General features: G+C 49.2%; 18 protein-coding genes and 1 pseudogene. 9 read left to right on the forward strand and 10 right to left on the reverse strand.

The window, feature by feature from the left end; genetic code table 11:
- Positions 1–4: 4 nt before the first annotated feature.
- From ACW73I_RS14190 to ACW73I_RS14200, 3 genes are read right to left on the reverse strand one after another with little or no spacing between them, the layout of a single operon-like run.
- The gene (locus ACW73I_RS14190) at positions 5–1,186 is read right to left on the reverse strand and encodes a diguanylate cyclase (protein WP_458030046.1); all 1,182 of its coding nucleotides are present in this window, start codon (positions 1,184–1,186) and stop codon (positions 5–7) included.
- Positions 1,183–2,058 (reverse strand): HDOD domain-containing protein, encoded by an 876-nt coding sequence (locus ACW73I_RS14195; protein WP_458030047.1) that lies wholly within the window; start codon positions 2,056–2,058, stop codon positions 1,183–1,185. The genes ACW73I_RS14190 and ACW73I_RS14195 overlap by 4 nt, the downstream gene beginning before the upstream one ends.
- A complete protein-coding gene (locus tag ACW73I_RS14200) occupies positions 2,055–2,489 on the reverse strand; it encodes a protein YgfX (RefSeq protein WP_458030048.1) in 435 nt (144 codons plus the stop codon). The genes ACW73I_RS14195 and ACW73I_RS14200 overlap by 4 nt, the downstream gene beginning before the upstream one ends.
- A 79-nt stretch (positions 2,490–2,568) precedes the next feature.
- Here ACW73I_RS14200 and ygfZ point away from each other — a divergent pair, with 79 nt between their 5' ends.
- The 4 genes from ygfZ (at position 2,569) to ACW73I_RS14220 (ending at position 7,192) form a co-directional block, all read left to right on the forward strand.
- Positions 2,569–3,492 (forward strand): CAF17-like 4Fe-4S cluster assembly/insertion protein YgfZ, encoded by a 924-nt coding sequence (ygfZ, locus tag ACW73I_RS14205; protein WP_458030049.1) that lies wholly within the window; start codon positions 2,569–2,571, stop codon positions 3,490–3,492.
- A 15-nt stretch (positions 3,493–3,507) separates the two neighbouring features.
- A complete protein-coding gene (locus tag ACW73I_RS14210; protein ID WP_458030050.1) occupies positions 3,508–4,350 on the forward strand; it encodes an HDOD domain-containing protein in 843 nt (280 codons plus the stop codon).
- Between the two features lie 12 nt (positions 4,351–4,362).
- Positions 4,363–5,340 carry a COX15/CtaA family protein gene (locus ACW73I_RS14215; RefSeq protein WP_458030051.1) on the forward strand — a complete coding sequence of 326 codons (978 nt, stop codon included), beginning with the start codon at positions 4,363–4,365 and terminating at the stop codon, positions 5,338–5,340.
- 115 nt (positions 5,341–5,455) lie between these two features.
- Positions 5,456–7,192 (forward strand): DEAD/DEAH box helicase, encoded by a 1,737-nt coding sequence (locus ACW73I_RS14220; protein ID WP_458030052.1) that lies wholly within the window; start codon positions 5,456–5,458, stop codon positions 7,190–7,192.
- On the opposite strand, the gene ACW73I_RS14225 is transcribed toward ACW73I_RS14220, so the two are convergent.
- The 4 genes from ACW73I_RS14225 to folP all read right to left on the reverse strand — a co-directional run bounded on the left by ACW73I_RS14225 (position 7,189) and on the right by folP (position 12,542).
- Positions 7,189–9,417 carry a mechanosensitive ion channel domain-containing protein gene (locus ACW73I_RS14225; RefSeq protein WP_458030053.1) on the reverse strand — a complete coding sequence of 743 codons (2,229 nt, stop codon included), beginning with the start codon at positions 9,415–9,417 and terminating at the stop codon, positions 7,189–7,191. The genes ACW73I_RS14220 and ACW73I_RS14225 overlap by 4 nt on opposite strands.
- Before the next feature lie 31 nt (positions 9,418–9,448).
- On the reverse strand, positions 9,449–10,744 hold the full coding sequence (locus tag ACW73I_RS14230; protein ID WP_458030054.1) for a YhjD/YihY/BrkB family envelope integrity protein: 1,296 nt from the start codon (positions 10,742–10,744) through the stop codon (positions 9,449–9,451).
- 74 nt (positions 10,745–10,818) lie between these two features.
- On the reverse strand, positions 10,819–11,730 hold the full coding sequence (locus tag ACW73I_RS14235; protein WP_458030055.1) for a 1-aminocyclopropane-1-carboxylate deaminase/D-cysteine desulfhydrase: 912 nt from the start codon (positions 11,728–11,730) through the stop codon (positions 10,819–10,821).
- Positions 11,727–12,542, reverse strand: a complete 816-nt coding sequence (gene folP / locus ACW73I_RS14240) for a dihydropteroate synthase (protein WP_458030056.1) — start codon at positions 12,540–12,542, stop codon at positions 11,727–11,729. The genes ACW73I_RS14235 and folP overlap by 4 nt, the downstream gene beginning before the upstream one ends.
- A 115-nt stretch (positions 12,543–12,657) precedes the next feature.
- Here folP and ACW73I_RS14245 point away from each other — a divergent pair, with 115 nt between their 5' ends.
- The 4 genes from ACW73I_RS14245 (at position 12,658) to ACW73I_RS14260 (ending at position 18,247) form a co-directional block, all read left to right on the forward strand.
- Positions 12,658–14,313 (forward strand): ATP-binding protein, encoded by a 1,656-nt coding sequence (locus tag ACW73I_RS14245; protein ID WP_458030057.1) that lies wholly within the window; start codon positions 12,658–12,660, stop codon positions 14,311–14,313.
- Positions 14,314–14,844: 531 nt separating this feature from the next.
- Positions 14,845–16,689, forward strand: a complete 1,845-nt coding sequence (locus ACW73I_RS14250; RefSeq protein WP_458030058.1) for a hypothetical protein — start codon at positions 14,845–14,847, stop codon at positions 16,687–16,689.
- 124 nt (positions 16,690–16,813) lie between these two features.
- Complete coding sequence (locus ACW73I_RS14255; RefSeq protein WP_458030059.1) at positions 16,814–17,431, forward strand: cohesin domain-containing protein; 618 nt, start codon at positions 16,814–16,816, stop codon at positions 17,429–17,431.
- Between the two features lie 201 nt (positions 17,432–17,632).
- Positions 17,633–18,247 carry an Hsp20/alpha crystallin family protein gene (locus tag ACW73I_RS14260; RefSeq protein WP_458030060.1) on the forward strand — a complete coding sequence of 205 codons (615 nt, stop codon included), beginning with the start codon at positions 17,633–17,635 and terminating at the stop codon, positions 18,245–18,247.
- Positions 18,248–18,306: 59 nt separating this feature from the next.
- On the opposite strand, the pseudogene ACW73I_RS14265 reads toward ACW73I_RS14260, so the two are convergent.
- Both ACW73I_RS14265 and ACW73I_RS14270 read right to left on the reverse strand, forming a co-directional pair.
- Positions 18,307–18,567: pseudogene (locus ACW73I_RS14265) on the reverse strand (TCP-1/cpn60 chaperonin family protein); the annotation flags it as partial.
- Positions 18,568–18,603: 36 nt separating this feature from the next.
- A complete protein-coding gene (locus ACW73I_RS14270; protein WP_458030061.1) occupies positions 18,604–18,894 on the reverse strand; it encodes a co-chaperone GroES in 291 nt (96 codons plus the stop codon).
- 242 nt (positions 18,895–19,136) lie between these two features.
- Here ACW73I_RS14270 and ACW73I_RS14275 point away from each other — a divergent pair, with 242 nt between their 5' ends.
- Positions 19,137–20,273 carry a S1C family serine protease gene (locus ACW73I_RS14275; RefSeq protein WP_458030062.1) on the forward strand — a complete coding sequence of 379 codons (1,137 nt, stop codon included), beginning with the start codon at positions 19,137–19,139 and terminating at the stop codon, positions 20,271–20,273.
- 113 nt (positions 20,274–20,386) lie between these two features.
- Here ACW73I_RS14275 and ACW73I_RS14280 read toward each other — a convergent pair whose 3' ends face one another.
- Entirely contained in the window at positions 20,387–21,781 is a 1,395-nt protein-coding gene (locus ACW73I_RS14280; RefSeq protein ID WP_458030063.1) for a glutamate decarboxylase, read from the reverse strand.
- Positions 21,782–21,884: the final 103 nt, after the last annotated feature.

Raw genomic sequence — 21,884 nt, forward strand, 5'->3', positions numbered from 1 at the left:
AGCACTATTCGTAGACTTCGACCCGATCACGGCCTTTGTCTTTAGCCTCATATAAGGCGGTATCGGCGAAATGAATAATCTGATCGATATCTAAAGCCCGGTCAATAGCCACATCTTTCGGGTCCAAACAATAAATCCCGACGCTAATTGTAATACCAACATCTTCGTTAGCAACCCGCCATGACAATTTTTTGATTTCTTTTCTAATACGCTCGGCAAAGTTCCTCCCACTGTCATAATAGGTATTGGTAAATATTATGACAAACTCCTCGCCACCGAAACGCACCAGGATATCCGTACTCCGAACTTGCTCTTTCAATGTTTCGGCGACGGTAATCAATACTTGATCGCCGAAAACATGACCGTATTTATCATTAATCAACTTGAAGTGGTCGATGTCCATCACCAGAACGCAAAACGGAGAGTTGTATCGTTTATGTTGCGCAAGCGCCAGCTCGACCTGATCGTAGAAATACCGCCTATTGTGCAAACCGGTTAATTGATCGTGCATGGATAAATTCACATAATGGTCCTTTAGCTGGCTCGTTTCATCAACCAAACGCTCCAGCTCAGCCGTCCTTAAAGCAATCTGCATTTCCATCTGCTGAAATAATCGGCGATTAGTAATCAACTGACCCAGAATATTGGTGTAGACCTCCAAAAGCCTTACATGCCAATCCGTAAAAAAATACGGCTGCGGATGCGAAACATTCAAAACCCCAATCAACACATTATGTAAAGTGGCAACCGGCGCGCAAACAATCGAACCCGGCGTATACGCCCCGCCGCCGGCTTTGGTAAAGCGTTCGTCTTCAAAACAGTTCTCGCAATACTGTATTTCCCGACTCGCCGCCGCTCTTCCGATAATGCCTTCCCCAAACTTAAACTGCATCGTTGTGGCCGACCGGATTTCGCGGGAATCAAGCGATTCAACGATACTTAAGCCCGTCACGTTGCTTAACATGCCGTCGCTGTTAACGATAAAAAAAGAACACCGTTCCATATCTTGATTATTCAGCAAGCCCGACAAGGCTTGCCTGATCAACGTCTTTTCATCGGCCATTTCACAGCTGACTTCCGACAGCGACTTTACGGCTGACAAGGCATTTACCAGATCAATTATCAAATCTTGCACGCCGGTGCCCTCCCACGCATTAATCCTGCCTCGATCAACGGAAGTACTCATATATTTCCTATAGCGTCAGCAAGTTTTAAAATATTTTCTCTTTTTTCGAAGAGCTCATTAAACGCTTCTGCAATGGCATCAAAGGATAACGCAGTACTGTCGGCTATCCGCTGCAGAAAAGCTTCGTCTTTTTCGCATGCCGTTTCGTCCAGTAACAACCAACAAATTTGCTGACTGGCACGTAGAACAAGAATTTGTTTTGCTTGGTCCCCTTTCAGTTCAACGTCTTCGAAATGACGTAAAACCGCCTGATAAACATCGGGCAGTTGCCATTTGTTTAACAACATATACCCCAATTGATAATGGTTCAATCCCAAATGTAAACTGATAGCCTGACTTAATTCCAGATAATCTTTTTGTTTGGTTGCAAGAACTTCGTCCATGTCTTTTGGAAACAAATACACTATCGCCAATAAACCAATATGCAACAGCAAACCACTGGTATAGATCGTCGAAGCGTCCGCGTTCCTGATTCGACTCGCCGAAAACAATTTTTGCGCACCCATTGCAGTTAATAATGAGTGCATCCAAAAAGATCTCGTATCGAAATTTTTACACTCGCTCGTATCAATCTGAACGTTTAAAACGATGCCGACGGCAAGGCTTTTTACCAGCTGCAAACCTAAAACTTGAATAATCGCCGTCCGTAACTCCGTGATCGGCCTTATCTGTCCAAAATACGCCGAATTGGCCAACCCCAGAAGGCGCGCCACTAAGCTCGGAGACAATGACAACACTTCGGACAATTTTTCTATTGAAATATCAGGATCATTGATGGCCTCGAGAATCTTGACGCTCGCTTCGGGCAGTGCCGGTAAACTTTTAAGCCTGTTAATCGCTAGCTGTGCCGACGTCCGGATATTGCTGTTCATCGCTCCTGACCACACAATGAAAGTATTAATTTGACACGCAAGCGGCGGAATTCGTTGTTTGCTAAGGAGCCTTTAGTAATCAACAGCGTCCTATTCGCTTGATTTTCCATTTTAAAATGTAAAAATATAACCGCGTTTAAAATAACAGTCGTATTCATAATCACGGCTTGCATGTAATCTTCTCCGTCCAATGATACTCGCCATCCTTCGCCACCAGTATAACTCAGATGTACAGGGCCTGCGTTCCGTCTATTTCCATGCAGTCGCCATAATATAACGATCGCAATCGTTAAACTAATCCGTATTAGTTCCGAAAGATCATTCCACCAGCACGCTAAGATTGCCAGTCCGTGAAATGCGTCGGATATTGCCTTGAACTCAGTCGAAGGCATGATACGGAAATGTAATGCTTTTTCAGTCGCTTTTGCCATCCGCCGGTCATCAATTCAAAGCAAGGTGTGTAAAATACATGTTCATTCTCGCGTGGCTCACTATTTATTTTGGATTTCAATGTCTACTGATTTTCGGGTGAATAACCCAAACAACACTTTATATCAATTAAACTATCTAGCCTGCATAGAGGTTACAGGCAACGACGCCAGCCAATTTTTACAAGGGCAACTTACATGCAACATTAACGACTTGAGCGATTCTAAAGCCAGTATCGCCGCGTTTTGCAACCCGAAAGGGCGGGTGATAAGCACACTAATAATATTAAAAACCCAGGAGGGCTTTTTATTAGTTTTACCGCTTAGCCTGCAAGATAAAGTGCTCAAAAAATTACAAATGTACGTATTGAGGTCTAAAGTTCAACTTAGCGGCAAAGATCGCACCGTTTCCGTGACAGGCCTCGGCAATCCCGATTTTGGTGATGCTCTTTCATTACCAACCCTTGATTTTCATTGCACTCAAGGCGATACCCTGATTGCGATAAAACTGCCATCTTCCAACCCGCGCTTCCTATGTATTAGCAATGTCTTGACTCATTCTGTTAACGTGCTCGACAGCTTTGAGAAAGGGGATTGCAAGCTCTGGCGTTATCAAGACATTTCTCATGGCTTCCCTTGGTTTGATGCGAACCAATCGGAAAAATACATCCCACAAATGCTCAATATCGATCAACTCGGCGGTATCAGCTACAATAAAGGTTGTTATACGGGCCAGGAAATTATTGCTCGCACACGTTACTTAGGAAAAGCCAAACGTCATCTTTGTCTTTTGGAATGCGAGGGTAATTTACAACCGGAGAAAGGACGCGACCTTAGCGCAATAAACAGTAAAACTAGGGAAAAAGTAGGCGAAATTATAGAGCTACAGGCTTTAGATGGCGTTACCCGGATGCTAGCCGTGTTACAAACAGGTGACGAAGGAAGCAAAAACCTTATACTGGACGATCGGGAACGCACACCAATTGTTCTTATTCCTTTTCAATAGCTAAAAATCCAAATCATGCAATTCAGATCCGTTCAAGACTTTCTTGCTCACGTCAAAATCGAACTGGAGGCCAACCGGCTCGTATTGCCGACATTGCCGGATGTTGCCCTGAAGGTTCGCGACGCGGTTTCCAGAGGAGATACATCGGCCCAGGAATTGGCGGAAATGATTGCAACGGATCCCGCCATATCCGCTCGCCTGATTCAGGTCGTAAATAGTCCTTTATACCGCGGCACCAATGAAATTAAGAACATCCAAATGGCAGTAACCCGGCTTGGCAATAGTACGATTCGAACGCTGATTACCAGTTTGGTCGTGCAACAGATGTTTAAGCCGGCGTCGGCATTGTTAGAACACTATTTTCGGAACATTTGGGAACAAGGCGTTAGCGTTTCCGCTATTAGTCGCGCATTAGCCGCATTGGTACCTAATTTGAATGCCGACGAGGCCATGTTGGCCGGATTGATACATCAGATCGGCAAGCTACCCATCTTGACTTTAGTCGAAAAAATCCCCGAATTTAGAGACAGCCCTTCGCGTTTGGAAAAGTTATTGGAAAAAGCCCATACTCACGTCGGCAAAATCATTATGGATACCTGGAACTTCCCGCAAGAGCTTAAACTGGTTGCTTCCGAATATTTAGATTTTCAGCGCGGACACGAAGGGCCTGCCGACTATGTAGACCTGGTACAAGTTGCCTTCTTACACAGTATTGCCGGTACCGACCATCCGGTGTGTCGGGTGGATTGGTCTACCGTACCGGCATTTGACAAATTAGGATTGCAAGCCGATGCTGAAATTCTCGAAATCGAGGGCGTATCCGAAGAAATCGAACTCACTCAATCCATGTTGATTTAATTCTCATCCGATATGATAGACCCCCAAGCCGCTGCCCGCTTTCGCCGCTTAGGCACGTTGACTATTTTTGCCGTCTACTTCGTCATTCTAGTCGGAGGCATCGTTCGCGCATCGGGCGCAGGCATGGGCTGTCCGGATTGGCCCACTTGTTTCGGACAATGGATACCGCCGACTGACGAATCCCAATTGCCCGCCAACTACCATGAAATATATGCGGCCCGCGGCTACGAAAACACGGCATTTAACCCGGTAAAAACCTGGACCGAATACACCAATCGCTTGATAGGTGTTAGCACCGGGATTTTAGTTATTCTGACGGTCTGGTCGTCGCGCATTTACATTAAATCCGACAAGCCCACGTTTTACTTGGCTTTGTCGGCATTGTTTCTGGTCAGCTTCCAAGGCTGGCTGGGATCGGCGGTGGTTGCCAGCAATCTAAAACCGCTGATGATTACGCTGCATATGCTGTTGGCCCTATTCATCGTCGCCTTATTGATTTACACCATCAGCCGCTCGCAAAAGGTACTATTGGCCCAACTCAACACCACATGGGTAAGTTCGCGTTTTAATTGGGTACTGAAAATCGCGATGCTGATGACCTTGCTGCAAATTGCGATGGGTGTACAGATCAGAGAGACGATCGATATCATTGCTCACCAAGATAGCTATGTCGATCGTCAATATTGGCGCGACAGCTTTCCCGTCATATTCTATATACATCGTTCCTTTTCATCGATTATCTTACTCACCAACCTATGGTTGGCGTGGACGATTCGTAAAAACACCGGCAAACCCGGTTTGTTGTTAAAGGTAGCCTACGCTCTGATAGGCTTGATCGTCACTGCCATTTTAGCGGGCGTTAGCTTGGATAGACTGGGCTTTCCCGCCATTGCCCAACCCATTCATTTGTTGATGGCCAACCTCATTTTCGGCGCGCAATTTTTCTTGTTTATTTGTTTACATTACTCCAGTCGAGAATTGACTCGGTAATCGGCTCGCTTTATCCAGGTTTTCAATACGTTAAGCACCGTATCGGCAAATTGCGGTACAATGCCGCCCTAGCTATGGCGTTAAGACGCCTTCTTTTTTCTCTACAGGTAATTTGATGTCCGAAACCCCCAATCCAACGCCTTCGTTCAAAGATCTAGAGTTATCCGAACCGGTTCTGAAAGCTTTACAAAATATCGGCTACGAAACGCCCTCCCCTATACAAGCTCAAATCATTCCTTTCGTGCTGAATGGTCGCGACGTATTGGGCCAAGCTCAAACCGGCACCGGCAAAACCGCCGCGTTCGCGTTGCCTATACTGACCCGCATCGATATCAAACAAAAAGAACCGCAAGCCTTGATACTGGCGCCGACCCGCGAATTAGCCATCCAAGTCGCCGAGGCCTTTCAAAGTTACGCAGCCCAAATCAAGGGCTTTCACGTCCTGCCGATATACGGCGGCCAAGACTACACGGTGCAACTGCGTCAATTGAACCGAGGCGCCCACGTGATCGTCGGCACACCGGGCCGAGTCATGGATCACATGCGCCGAGGCACATTAAAATTAGAGCTGTTGAAAACGCTGGTGTTGGATGAAGCGGACGAAATGCTGCGCATGGGCTTTATCGACGACGTCGAGTGGATTCTGGAACAAACGCCATCGACCCGGCAAACGGCATTATTCTCGGCGACGATGCCGACCGAAATCCGCAAGATTGCCCAAAAATACTTGAGCAACCCCGAACAGGTCACCATCAAATTCAAGACTGCAACTGCGGCGAACATTCGCCAGCGCTACTGGTTCGTCAGCGGCTTGCATAAAATGGATGCCTTAACGCGGATTCTGGAAGCGGAAAATTTCGACGGAATGATCATATTTGTTAGAACCAAGACCGCCACGATAGAAGTCGCGGAAAAACTGGAAGCCCGCGGCTTTTCTGCATCGGCAATCAATGGCGACATGTCGCAAGCCTTAAGAGAACGAGCCATCGAAAATCTGAAAAGCGGCAAACTGGACATTTTGATTGCCACCGACGTTGCGGCGCGCGGATTGGACGTCGATCGCATCACTCACGTCGTGAACTACGATATTCCTTACGATACCGAGTCGTATATACACCGTATCGGCCGGACAGGCCGCGCCGGCCGTACCGGCGATGCCATATTGTTCGTTTCACCCCGAGAAAAGCGGCTATTAAGCAATATCGAACAGGCCACCAAGCAAAAAGTTGAAGAAATGCAATTACCTTCAACGGAATTCATTAACAATGCGCGTATCAATCGTTTCAAGCAACGAATTACCGATACGCTGGCTGCCGAAGAATTGAGCTTTTATAACCAACTCATCAATCAATACGAAGTCGAACACAACGTCCCGGCAATCGATATCGCAGCCGCGTTGGCGAAATTGCTGCAGGGCGACACCCCGCTACTGCTGAAAGAGTCGGCCAAAAGAGCCGATAGAGAACGCGTCGACGAACGAAATCAGTCAAACAAAACCCGAACAGCCAAGCGGGATAGAACTCGAACTTCGGCCGTGGACATGGAGTTATTCCGTATCGAAGTCGGCCATAGCGACGGCGTCAAACCGGGCAACATCGTCGGGGCGATTGCCAACGAAACCGGCATAGACGGTGAGCACATCGCCCGGATCAAGATAGAACAGCATTACAGCACCGTCGAACTGCCGGCCGGAATGCCCAAAGACTTGTTTCAGGCCTTGAAAAAAGTCCGCGTAGCCGGAAAACCCCTGAATATTTCCAAGCTCGACCCCGGCGCAATAAAAAAAGCAAAAAGCAAAAAACGGGTCGGCTCAAGCTCAAAACGCAGCAAAAGCAACGAACCGAGCGCCTAAGTCCGGTTAGATTCGCCACCTGCGGCGAAATCCGGTTGAATGGTTTTTTTAAGTTCATCTTGCGGCACGGACAGGCCGCTTCTTATGTGTAAATCGCGCTGAGGAAACGGAATTTCAATGCCGTATTTTTTCAGCGCGGTTTCCAACTCCCAATAATACGCCGCCCTCACTCGTTGCGGCCTTTTGACGGCATGCGGCAACACCCAGACGATTAACTCGAAGTCCAAGCTGCTATTGCCGAAATTCGTCAACCATACTTCGGGCTCACGGGTACTAAGGTTCTTCAGGGTATGCGGCGTGTTATAAGCCGCTTCCAATGCGGCCTTCTTCACCGCATCCTTATCACTGCCATAGGCCACGCCGAACGGGATATGGATACGCCGGGAAGCGTCAGTCAGCGTCCAATTGATGACCTGACCGTTCACAAACTCCGAGTTCGGCACCAAAATATCCACCATATCCGTCGTGGTGACCAAAGTGCTACGCACGTTGATCGCCTTGACTTCGCCGGCCAAGCCGTTCGCAAGTTCGACAAAATCGCCGATTCGCACGCTGCGTTCGAATAATACGATCAACCCGGAAACGAAATTATTGACGACGGCCTGTAACCCGAACCCCACCCCCAAGCTTAACGCGCCGGCGATCAGCGCAAAATTACTCAGATCGACGCCGATGCTAGACAAACCGATACTGATGCCGATGACCAATATCAAGTAGTGCATCAACCGCCCTAGAGCATAGAGGTAGGTCAAGCTGCCGCCTTGTCGTTCGCTTAAATGGGTTAAGCCTCTACGCACAAAATACGAAAGAATCCAAGCCAACGTGACAATCAATAAAACACGCAACAGGCCCAATGCGGTAACCGGCGTATCCCCGATCTTAAACAAACTGGCTTGCAAACGCTCCCAAACCAGTTCCAAAATTCTCACGGTAGAGGATTTGACGTTGCTCCAGCTGCTTATCAAGGCGCCTTCCTTGTTCGCGACCAAGGTCTTCACCCAATCCGCAATCAGCTCCGCATCATGAATCTCACTATCCAAGCGCTGTAGCGACAGCAAGGTATTTTGCACGACAGCCAAACGCTGCTGCGTCAGCGACACCAACTCGCTACTTTGCGTATCGGCCGCCACAAACAAGTCGGCCAAAGACTTTCCCGCGCGTCCCTGATCGGTTTCGGCTTTCTCGCGCCAGTTTTCCAGGCGATCGCGCAGCGACGCGATGTTGTCCGACTGATCCCGCAATTCCGATTTAAACAAATCGAGTTGGCCGGCATCCGGCGCAAGCAGCACTTGCGTCAGAACCGACTCAATCCGTTTGCGAGACAATACGGCCTCGGCAAGCGCTTCTTGTATGCTTGCATGGGTTATACGCTGTTTGGAAAGCAAAATACGCGCTTGTCCCACTTCTGTTTCGAGATTGGTAACCTCTATTACCGATAGCAATTCGGTAAGATTTTCGCGCGCGTTTACCAACTCGTTTTCGGCTTGTTTGATGCCGTTTTGTAGCAGTTCCAGATCTTTTTCGCTCACGGCGATGCGTTGACGCGCAATTTTAATTTCTTTAAGCAAATGCGTCAGCTGGGCCTCGTTAACAGCCAGTAACGCTTTTTTCAAACGCAGACGCTCGCTATCTAAGGCCAGTTGAGCCCATTCCGCGATTATCCGCACACCCTGTACGAATTTTTCCTCGGTTCGATCAGCGACATCCAAATAAGCCGCCATCATCGTATCCAAACTGCGCCGTTCGACAGCATGGCGTTTTTCATCCTGTCGCCCGTCTTCTCTTTCCGATTGTAATTGGGCTTGCATTGTTTGGCGCTTATGTTCAAGGTCTAGCCACTGGCGCAACGTATACGCATTCAGTAGTTCCATCGACACAGCCGTTTCCGGGGTCGGTTTGTCTCGCAACTCCCGATAACGCTGTAGATTTTCAATCAATTGGGCGATATTGACTTTCCTGTTCAGGGTCTCGTCCTTAGCCCAAACGGTTAATCGTTCACTGAATTTAACTATACGCTGGTTCAGGGTGGCGGAATCGACGTCGAAATAACGCCACCAATCCGCGGACAGATCTTGCGGGTTCGGCGGCGTCGCGCTTAGCGACTGTTGATTAGCGCTATCACCGCTAATCAATTTGACGCTATCGCTCAGCTTCGGTATCGCCACAACCGCCGGCGCGGCGGCAACGGCCAATAACACCAGCAGAATCGATTGCCTTGTAAACATGAGCATTGTTTTCTACGCCGATATTTTCCAATTAGGGGTTTGGGGGAATAATGTCCCGCAATGCGCGTCCATGCATAGCTCGCTTGGGATATAACGCCAATTCCGCCAAAAATCCGGCCTTGACATTGCCCGTCTCCATCTGTGCGAGCGAACGATCCGGATTGTCTCCATGCACACGAATGACAGTTAAAATGTCTTCTAACATGATCGAATCCGAGTCGTGAGCCAAAACATAACTACCGCCTTCCTCACCCACCGTGGTCAAAAAGCCGTGCTCGGTCAATATCTGCAAAATTTCGACCACGGGTTCCCAAGGCAATCCCGCCCGATCGGCCAATACCTTCAACGTACAAAACGAACCGCCGTAGATATGCTGCTTGCCGATTAACGCCATTAGTAAAATACCTAATGCTTCCTGATACTGAATGCTCAAATGCGGGCGGCGCGCGGCATAACTCAGATAACGGGGATATTGAACATGAAACACAATCACACTCCCCAGCAATAAAATCAGCCAGCTGACGTATAACCAAATCATCGACACCAGAATCACCGCAAATCCGGAATAGATCGCACTGTATTGAGCCGAATCCGCAATAAATTTCGCGAACAGCGCGCCGGTGATTTTCCAGGCCACGCCGGCAAACAGTCCACCAATTAACGCGGCCCCCCATTTAACATGCGTATTAGGCATAAAGGCATAGGCCAAACTAAACGCAAGCGAGATCAATATATAGGGTAAAAGAATTCCTAGTACATAATAGAGCGTGCCGAAGGGTTCCAAAGCGATCAAACGTTGCACCAAATCCGAACTGCTCATAGACGCAGTGATGCCTATCGCCGAAAACAGTAAAACCGGGCCAATCAAAATCATGCTGAGGTAGTCGCTAAAACGCCGGTACAACGAGCGGGGTTTAGCAACTCTCCATATATGGTTGAAACAAGCTTCGATTTGTTCCAACAATGAGACCGCGGTGTAAAAAAGCATCGCAAAGCCAATGAAACCCAACACAGTGACTTGTATATTCTCAACAAAACCGATGATATTCTCGGTTACTTCCACGCCCTTTTCGCCTAACGGCTCCAACAGTTTCAGCAACAAAGGCTCAACTTGATTATGAACCCCAAAGCCTTTCAAAATCGAAAAACTAACGGCCAAGAACGGCGCCAGCGAAAGCAAACTGGTATACACCAGGCTTTTGGCATGTAATTGCAGCCCTCCCTCGTTCAGCTCACGCATCAGCGCGGCCACCAGCAACTTCAAATGAAAAAAGACGGTTTGAATCTGACCGTTGATCGATGAGAATCGCTGCGTCACAAAATCCATGCGCTTACTCCGAGGATGTTTGATTTTTAATAAGGGGGATCATAGACAATACAAAGGCAAATGGCCATTGAGCATTATCTGCTGCCTTGTAAACCGCCGGTGTGCAGTACGACGATACGTTGACCCGATTTGAAACAACCCTTTTGTAATAGATCGTATACCGCATACAACGCTTTAGCGGTATAAACCGGTTCTACCGGTATGGCATGGCCGGCTTGGAAAGCCTGCATAAATTCCAATAATTCAGCCGTTTTTTTTGCAAATCCGCCGAAATGATAATCAAGCAAAATCGTCCATTCCCGCTCCGGGCAATTCGATTCAAACCGCATTTGCGACACGTCGGCCTTCAAAAATTCCGCGCCCTTTAGTGCTGCGACGCCAATTAGCTTCGTTTGCGGCGGCGCGGCTTGGATTAATCCGGCCAAGGTGGTTCCGGTACCGCAGGCCGTAAACAGTACATCGAACTCGATATCGATTTCCCGCACGATGTCCGCGACGCCTTTTAACGCTAATTCCGCCGCCCCGCCCTCGGGTAACCAGTATTGGCCGCTTTTCAATCCGGGAAAACTATCGTGCGCCCTATAGGCACGTAAGCGGCGATAATCGACGCGCGAAACAAACCTTAGATCCATCCCCCAATCCAGCAAATCGGCCAGTGTCGGGTTCAAAGCCTCGGGCCTTTCTCCTCTTACATAGGCGATCGTCTTCAAACCTAGCCATTTTCCAACAAACGCCAACGCATGCAGATGATTTGAATAGGCGCCTCCCATGCTGACGACGGTATCGGCACCGAGCTTCAATGCATGATCGAGAATATATTTGAGCTTACGCCATTTATTGCCTGAGATAATCGGATGCAACAAATCGTCGCGCTTTATCCACAGCTCGACACCACAGGCATGAAAAAGATCATCATCGACTTGAACCAACGGCGATTCGGCGAACTGCTTTTGCAATTGCCTTAATTTCGGATGGAGCGTAGTCACTGTGCCTGCTTAATAGCCCAAGCCACGTCCGCAGCCTGACGGTTCGCTTTGACATCGTGGACCCTAAACATTTGCACGCCGGCCATAACACCTAAGGCCGTGGTTACCGCCGTCGCGGTGACGAGTTCGCACGGTTCATCCACATTGCAGATACTGCCCATGAAACGTTTGCGACTGGTACCCAATAAGACCGGATACCCCATACTCACAAAGCGGTTTAGATGAGCCAATAAATCAATATTGTCCTGTTTGCGCTTCCCGAACCCGATACCCGGATCGATCGCCAGATTTTCCGCTTTTATACCTGCCGCCAATGCCGAATCGATGCATCGTCGAAGTGCATCGATCACTTCGGTAACAACGTCATCGTAATAAGGATTGTCCTGCATCGTTTTAGGCGTACCCTGCATGTGCATCAGAATGATGGTCGCATCGGCCGCGGCAACCATGGCCAGCATTTTAGGATCGCCGAGTCCGCCGGAAACATCGTTGATTATATTCGCACCCGCAGCCACTGCCGCCTCGGCCACTTCACTCAACGTAGTGTCTATGCTGATCGGAATAACAGGATGGCGCTCGCGAATCGCCTCGATTACCGGCACGACTCGCCGAATTTGTTCTTCGGCAGGTACAGGGTCCGAACCCGGGCGGGTCGACTCACCGCCTACGTCTAGAATATCGGCGCCTTCCTCGATCATGATGCCGGCTTGGGCTAATGCCGTGCCGATGCCGCTATAGCGTCCCCCGTCGGAAAAGCTATCGGGAGTCACATTCAGGATTCCCATGATTTGGGGAAATTGATGGTTGAACATGTGATCTTTCTTCTCAATTAAGGTTCTTTGCATGATCTAAAGCGCAGCGATTTTTCTTCCAAAAGCCAAAATGGGCTACGCTTAATTCGTTAATTTTATCGCAGGCGGAAAAACCATGGCAGACAACGAACAGATACTGATTGGAACTCTAGTGGAAGTCCGTGGTGACGGCATGGATGCGCGTATCACCGAACAACATTCCACTGCCGTCCCGATAATCAAAGTCGGCGACGAAGAAATTCTGGCCGGCAATATAGGCTCGTACGTGGTGATCCGGCAAACCGATATCGGTGTGTTAGCCCTGGTCTTCAAAATGTGGGAACGAGACCGCTTCGATCACTTAGGCAATCGCGCTACCGACCGATTCATATCGCTGATCCCGGTAGGCGAACTAACCGACAATAATACGTTTGTCCGCGGTGTACGCCATTATCCAACTCCGGGCGCCTGCGTTTATGCGGTCGGCTTAAACGAAATCAACGCGATTTTCGTCAAATTCCGCCAATATGAATTTTTCATCGGCCAATTGGCATCGCATAAAAATTATCATTTAAGCCTGGATCCGCGCGCTTTATTCGGGCGCCATTTCGCCATTCTAGGCCAATCAGGGTCGGGCAAATCCTGGACCGTCACCAGCTTGATCCAAAATACCATCAAGTCCATGCCTAAATCCCATTTGATCATGTTGGACTTGCACGGCGAATATTGCTGGAAAGATGACAACGGCAACATTCAATCGGCGTTTCCGGAAAACCTGGTCAACTATGTCGACGCGCTGGATTTGGAAATGCCTTATTGGATGATGAGTTACGCCGAACTCGTCGATTTGTTCATCGACAAAGACGATAAAGGCGCGTCCACCCAAATGGCTTTCATGCGCGAAGTGCTGCAAACCCTGAAACGCAAGGAAGCCAAACAAATCGGACTTCCGGGCGTGACGATCGATACGCCGATTTATTTTTCGTTGGCTGAAATGTATATGCAATTCAAAACCGCCAACGAAGAACGCAAGGATTTCGGCAAGACCCATGGCGCTTTGTTCGGGCAATTCGACCAATTTTTGATCAGGATGCAAAGCCGTTTCAACGACATACGCTACGACTTTCTGCTTAAGCCCCAAAAACGCAACACATCGGCCAGCATGACGGACCTGTTACGCCAATTCATAGGTTTAGGCGAAAAAAAAGCCAACATCACGGTGGTCGACTTGAGCTCGGTACCGACCGACATCCGGCCGGCCGTTTCGGCTCAAATCGGTCGGATTGCTTACGAATTCAATTACTGGAACCCGAAACGGCGCGAATTTCCGATCACCTTGATTTGCGAGGAAGCCCACGCCTACATTCCCAGAGAACGCGGCCAATTCGACGGCACCAAGCGCATGATGGAACGGATCGCCAAAGAAGGCCGCAAATACGGGGTTTCGATCGGCGTGGTCAGCCAGCGTCCGACCGAACTGTCCGAAACCATGCTGGCACAATGCAGCTCATTCATCTGTTTGAGAACCACCAACCCGGACGACCAAGCCTACATCAAAGGCCTGGTCCCCGAGGCCGAAGGCGACCTGACCGACATACTGACGGCGCTAGGCCGCGGCGAAGCCTTGGTTCTGGGTGAAGCCGCCCCTTTACCCACGCGCGTACAAATCTATCGCCCTAACCCGGAACCCAAAAGCAACGACGTCGATTACTATGCCGGTTGGCGGGAAGGTCCGGACGATCTTGACGTGGCTCAAATCGTCAACAACTGGCGGACGCAGAAGAGGCAATAAAAAATATAATTTAAAACACAAACGTTCGTTGTCAGGTTTTTTTACAAAAATCGGTGGCTTAAGAATATGGGCAAACCGAATTACCGGAGTCGTTTACCCGCCAGCCCGCGGGCCAATCCGTCATTTTCTGTGACCCTCTATTTTCGTACTTCATCCTATCTCATTTATTTACATTGACTTTTGGTGTAGTTCATCCAATTCCAAATATCCATAAGCGGTTGCGAAATATCTTCATAACAGGATATGTCAATTTTTTTTACACTGACTTTTTGTGTAAATCCCCCAATTCCAAATATCCGTAAAAAGTAAATGATTTTATTAATTATTTTATTTATTGGCACTGAAACTGCTAATTACGATGTGTTTTTGTGAAACCATTCACAGAAACCTTTGAAACATACAATCGGGTATCAGGCATGTCAGGTATTAAATCAGTGCGCCGAAATCATCAATTAAACGTCGTCCGCATCGTTTGCGACTTACCGAACTCCTATACCCAATTTTTTCATCAAAAACTTTGGAGAAGTTCCGATGCGTGATAAACAAAAAAAATTGATGCTCCAACTTTTGCTGGTAGCATTAATGCAGGCCACTGCGATAAGCAGTCAGGCCGCACTGGATAACAAGGGCACTGACTTTATTTTGCAATGGTTACGCAACTACCAAACCAATGGCAATTACGAGGTACATCTAACGGCGGATGTCACCACGGATGTAACAATTGAATATCCGGTAAATTCCCCCACGTTTTCTCAAACGATAACCGTCACTCCCGGAACTGTTAAAATTGTCAGTCTGCCGTCGCAAGTCGCCGACGGATGGACAGCCAATACAATCCAAAATAACAATGTACATTTATTTGCCGACAAAGAATTCGTTGCTTATGTGATCAATCGATTGAGTGTATCATCCGACGCCGGATTAGGTCTACCTGTTGACACTTTTAACACCGAATATATCGTTTCAAACTGGGATTCAAATTTCGGTTACGGTGAATTTGGTGTATATGCTGCTTATGACAACACCCAAGTTACAATCACCCCCACGAAAAATTTAGTAGGCAGATCCGCCGGAATTCCGTTTACGGTCACGTTGAACAGAGGTGAAGGTTATCTGGCTAGAGCAGCAGCGCAAGGAAACGCCAGCAATCTTACCGGCACCTTAATCCAGGCCGACCGGCCAATTGGGATGCTTAATGGCGACGAATGCACTCAGGTTCCGTATGGAACAACATACTGCGACCATACCTTCGAGATATCTCAGCCTGTTCAAAGCTGGGGGAAAAGCGTACTCATTACCAACCTGCCAAACCGACAAACAACGTTTTATCAAGTTGTTGCGTCAGAGGATGACACAACGGTAAATAAGAATGGAGCTTTGCTTACCACTCTAGACAAAGGTCAGTACTTTTCTTTCTCATCCAGCACCGACGACCTGATCGAAGCCGATAAACCTATTTTTGTCACTCAATTCATGACTGGCATTAGCTATCCCGGTTCCATTTCAGGTGACCCTGCAATGGGTAATATGGTCCCCTTTGCGCAATATCAAAACAGTTACACATTTTCAACTGTGGGTGGTTCTCAATTTGCTCAGAATTTTCTATCTATAATTGTTCCCGACTCGCAAATAGGTATCGCCACGTTGGATGGCTCAGTAATTCCGGCATCATCTTTTAGTTCCATTAGTTCGTCCGCTTATTCAGTTGCCCGCTTACCGTTAACGGACGGTGTACATAGCACATCAAGCAACGAGGGGCATGGTATAACCGTCGAAGGCTATAACAGCTACGACTCCTACATTTACCCCGGCGGCGCTCTTTTCGACTTTATCAATCCAGCCGGCGATGCCAACCCACCGATCTGCTCGGTTCAAAACAATGCCGGAACGCCGCCTTCCGCTAGCGGAACCGTCACGGATAACCGTCCAAGTGAAGACGTCAACAACAATGATATTTTGGATCCGGGTGAAGATTTGAACGGCAATGGCCAGATAGACACCGATACCGGCGTATTCTTCGTTGAACTGGATCCGGGTGCTACCAACCTGACTCTGACGGTCGCCCCATTTACACCTGGCGACGGCGAAGCCACTTTCGGCATTGGTTTGACCGATCCATCACTCTCAGGCAGCGGCGTACTGGTCGGCAAAGACGGGGCCGGTAACGTTTGTCGGGAAACCGTTAACCTGAATGTCTCTCAAGCTTCCTGCGATACAGACACTGACGGTGACGTGGATATAAACGACTTAGCGGTCATCAAATCGGCCGTCCGGACTAGCAATCCACTTTACGACATCGACGGCGACGGCATTGTCAGCTATAACGATCTACGTAAGTGTACCGTGCAATGTACCAATGCCCGTTGTGCTCCTTAATACCTAAATCAATATAACGGCTTAAATTCACAGGTCCAAGAGAGTCGGATAAGCCTGCTCCCGGACCTGTTCTAAGCATCACAATATTGACGATTCATACATTAAACAAACATAAAGGAAACCGATGAAAACTTTTAACCGAATTGTTTTACCCCTACTATTGTTAGGCTTAAGTTGTATCCAACAGGCTCAGGCTCAGGTCCCCGATAGCGTCTCGTTAAGCTTGACACCATCCTCGACAATAGCTGGAACTGGCGATACTGTAACCTTTGATTTAACCATCAGCGGCCTAGGCAATTTTTCGAGCAGTTCGCTCGGCGATTATGATTTTGACCTGAGCTTCGACCCCGCCAGATTGAGTTTTGATTTGCTCTCGAGTTCTTTTGGCACTGAACTAGGATTCACTGCTTTCGAGGATATGGACGCGATTACTACGCCCGGCATCTTGGCCTTGGCTCAACTCAGTTTGGAAGACGCTGCTGATCTGATCGCCAATCAGCCCGGCTCTTTTTCTCTTGCCTCGTTGACGTTTAATGTCCTTGATTTGATGCCAGGCCAATCCACCGCCATCAACTTTGCTACCATTCGGTCCATCGGTGACGAGATCGGCGATCAATTGACGTTAGCATCCACTAACGGCGCCGTAATCAGCAACCCCAATACGGTGCCTGAACCGATGACTTTAGCGTTAATCGGCGTCGGTCTAGCCGGAATCAGAATGACTCGTCGCAAGCACTGCTAATTTGTCGAATAGAGCATACTTAGTTGCCGTCGCGCCTCAGGGCCGACGGCTTTTTTATCTTCGAAAAGTTTCAAATTCACCCCCCATTCCGCTATCTCGCTTGGTTTGTCGTTCGATTACAGATGGGAATTACGGCGCGTCGGCATTGAACAAGTAACCTCTCCTTTTGTCGAAAAGGCGCATTTGATCAAGGAGGTTGACATGAAAAATCATATCATCGCAGCAGTCGCGATATTTTTTGCCGTCGTTTTAGGCATTCAAACCTATATGCTATTCCGCTTGCATGATCGGGTGGATCAATTGAGCGGACAAAGGCTCTCAAACCAAAAGTTGGGAGATAGCCGGCCGAATATCGCAAAGCCCCCTGCTCCGGGACCGTTACCCGACCAGGATTTCTTGAGCGGCCAACCGTGGAATCCCTATGCCGAAATGCACCGCGTGTGGAGTGAAATGGAAAAGCTTTTTGAAGAATCGTCTTCCAGGTTCCATTTAAATTCACCCTTAGGCAGCCTGAGCAAATCTCCGGCGATCGACCTACAAGACAAACCGGATCATTATCTGGTTACGGTCAATGCGCCGGGTGCCGACGAGTCGTCTATCAATGTCCGGCTCGACGGTCAGCTACTATCGATTTCGGTCAAAACCGATCAAAGCGAACAAGAAGCGGGAGGCCAAAATAGCGACTACCGATATAGGGAACGTTTCGTCGGCGAATTTCATAGAGTTCTAACATTGCCAGGTCCTGTTGATGCGGACAATATGAACACCGAATATCGAAACGGGGTATTGACGATTACGATTCCGAAAAAACCGTAAGCAAAAAAAGCCCCGCAGTGCGGGGCGAAACGGCACCGGAAGGTTTTTAAAACAAGGGCTTAATAATCGTCTATGCCGCCTGCCGGCACACCTGCTTTTTCTTTTTTGGGCAATTCCCCTACCATGACTTCGGTGGTCAACATCAATCCGGCGATCGATGCGGCATTTTGCAACGCGCAACGGGTCACCTTGGTCGGATCCAATATGCCCATTTATATCATGTCGCCGTAATCGCCGCTGGCGGCGTTGTATCCGTAAGCGCCTTCCCCCGCCTTCACTCGCGCTAGCGCCACCGAGGCCTCGTCGCCTTTGGCTGAGATACGATGTTTTCCTCCAATGATTACGCTTGATGCGGATTAAGCCTCTAGCACACCCAAAATATCGTCTTCGCGCAGGACGACATATTTAATTCCGTCGATTTTTACTTCGTCGCCGGAATATTTACCGACCAAGATCTTATCGCCGGCTTTTACCGACATCGGCCTAACGTCGCCGTTACGTAACGGTTTACCGAAACCAACGGCGGCGACTTCAGCCACGATCGGTTTTTCCTGCGCGCTATCGGGAATCACAATACCGCCCGCCGAAGTGGTCTCGTTTTCCAAACGTTTGACAACGACGCGATCATGTAAAGGACGAATACTCATGAAATACTTACCTCGATTGGTTCAAAATTTAGAATCATGGGTTAATGATTGAACGCCTGCCGGCGTCGCTCGCTATTTAGGGGTAACGATAAACATTTTCAAGCCCCGAGTAGCGTCCGAGTAGAAAATATATTTTTCGAACTCCCCGAGCCGGCACGACGGTCTATTCATATTCAACCGGCCGGGTTAGAATCCGCTGAAACCCCATTGTTCTCAACCCAGACCTTGAGCCGGTGACAGACATGAATTCGGAACCGAACGCTACCGACCCAATCACTCGCCGCATGATCGCCCTTGCATTGATCGCCGCCGCACTGATGCTATTGTGGCGATTCCTGCCGCTTATCGAATCGCTATTCGTCCCGGACGTCGCACCTGCCCGTTCGGTAACGGCGCGCGGAGACTTGGCGGAGGACGAAAAAAACACCATCGAAGTCTTCGAAAAATCGCGCGAGTCGGTCGTTTACATTTCCACAACCTCCCTGGTGCAAGACGTTTGGACGCGTAACGTATTTAGCGTACCGAAAGGCACTGGTTCGGGCTTCATTTGGGACGAGGCCGGCCACGTCGTCACCAATTTTCACGTCATCGCCGGTGCGAACGAGGCCATCGTCAAATTGGCCGACGGGCGCGATTACAAGGCAAGCCTAGTCGGCGCCAGTCAAATCCACGATATGGCCGTGCTGAAAATCGGCGTCGGCTTTAAACGGCCCCGGCCGGTACCGATCGGCACGAGTCATGATTTGAAGGTGGGGCAAAAGGTGTTTGCAATCGGTAACCCGTTCGGTTTGGATTGGACATTGACCACCGGCATCGTCTCGGCATTGGACCGGACCTTGGGAAGCGATGAAGGGCCGGCAATAGAGCATTTAATTCAAACGGATGCGGCCATCAATCCCGGCAACTCGGGTGGGCCTTTATTGGACTCGGCCGGTCGCTTGATCGGCATTAACACCGCCATTTACAGCCCCAGCGGCGTATCGGCCGGAATCGGATTTGCCGTCCCTGTCGACACGGTCATGAAAGTCGTACCCGAGCTGATCAAAAACGGCAAGTACATCCGCCCCGCCTTAGGCATAGAAATCGATCAGCAGCTTAATGAACGCCTGACCGCCGTTCTCAACACGCCCGGCATTGTGATATTGCGCGTACAACCGGGATCGGCCGCCGAAAGAGCGGGCTTAATCGGCGCCACGATAAATCAGAGCGGAATCACGCCGGGCGACATTATCGTCGCCGTGGACGGCAAAGAGGTCGATTCCATTCCGACATTAATCGGCTTGCTGGATGAACATCAAGTAGGCGATGTGGTTAAGCTCAAGATTTTACGGAACGGCAAGTTTAAGGAGGTTGCCGTTGCGCTGCAGCCGGGAAATTGATTTTTCGAAAACGTTGCAAGCCTATGCCATATGGGACGGGTTATCGGCAACCCGTCCCATATGGCTAATCAGGCGGAAAAAACCGGACCGTTCGGCCCCAACGTCAAGGTCCGTCAGTGATGGAAATGACTGCCGCGTTCCTTACTGACATAGCCGGGCTGCGACGCAAACCATTCCACGGCTCGGCGCATGTCGTTCAACAACATGTCCGCCATATCCCGGCTGAATCCTTCTTTCACCACGACGCGCTGAACTACCAAGTCCTGACGATTGGGCGGCATGGTGTACGCCGGAACCAGCCAGCCTCGTTCGCGTAATTTGTCGGCCATGTCGAACAGCGTGTAATTCGTTCTTGCCGCGACGTCGTTTTTTAACTTCCAGCAAAACACCGGGATATCGCTGCCATCGGTGATCAATTCGAATGGGCCTAGCTTGGCGATTTCGCCGGACAAATACAGAGCGACATCCTGGCAGGCCTGCTGAATGCGCCTATAACCGTCCATACCCAATCGTAGGAAATTGTAATATTGGGCTACGACCTGATTACCCGGCCTGGAAAAATTGATCGAGAAATCGATCATGTCGCCGCCCAGATAATTGACATGAAAAACCAGGTCTTCCGGTAGGTGCTGTTTGTCGCGCCATAATATCCAGCCGACCCCCGGATAGACCAGCCCGTATTTATGGCCGGAGGCGTTAATCGACACCACTCGGGAAACCCGAAAGTCCCATTCCAATTCAGGCTGAATGAACGGCGCGATAAAACCGCCGCTGGCGCCGTCAACATGAATGGGAATATCCAGACCGGTTTGCTGTTGGTAGCGGTCCAATACTTCGGCGACTTCCTTGACCGGCTCGTAACGGCCATCCATCGTACTCCCCATGATGACGACGACCCCGATGGTGTTTTCATCGACCAGCTTCAACGCTTCCTCCGCATTGAGCGTGAAACGATTGCCTTCGGCTTTGACCTCGCGCGCCTCTATATCCCAGTATCGGCAGAATTTATGCCAGCAAATCTGGGTATTCGCCCCCATGACCAAATTCGGCTTATCGGCGGTTTTTCCGGCTTTTTGCCTTTGTTTGCGCCAGTTCCATTTCATCGCCATCCCGCCCAGCATCGCGGCTTCGCTTGAACCTATCGTGGAGGTTCCGGTCGCGGTTTCGTGCCCGGGCGAATTCCATAAATTCGCCAACATGCTGACGCAACGGCTTTCGATTTCCGCCGTTTGCGGATATTCGTCCTTGTCTATCATATTCTTGTCGAAACACTCGCTCATCAATCGGGCCGCCTGCGGTTCCATCCAGGTCGTTACGAAAGTGGCCAGATTCTGTCTGGAATTACCGTCCAATATCAATTCGTCATGAATCAGATTGTAGACAACATCCGGGGCCGTGCTTTGTTCGGGAATCGCGTGTCTCGGTATGCTGTTCGTCATTTCCCTAGCTGCATACGTTGGGGTCAAGACCGATTCCTCCGCTTGTTTACCGTTCTTTTGATCGTGCATAAAAATCTCCTTTGTGGAATGAAAACTAGCAAAGGTTGGAAAGATTGAGAAAGATGGCGGTTTGATCCGCTCCCGGCTACTCATTCTAACAATGCAATTTTTA

The organism is Methylomonas sp. MgM2, from assembly GCF_054172045.1.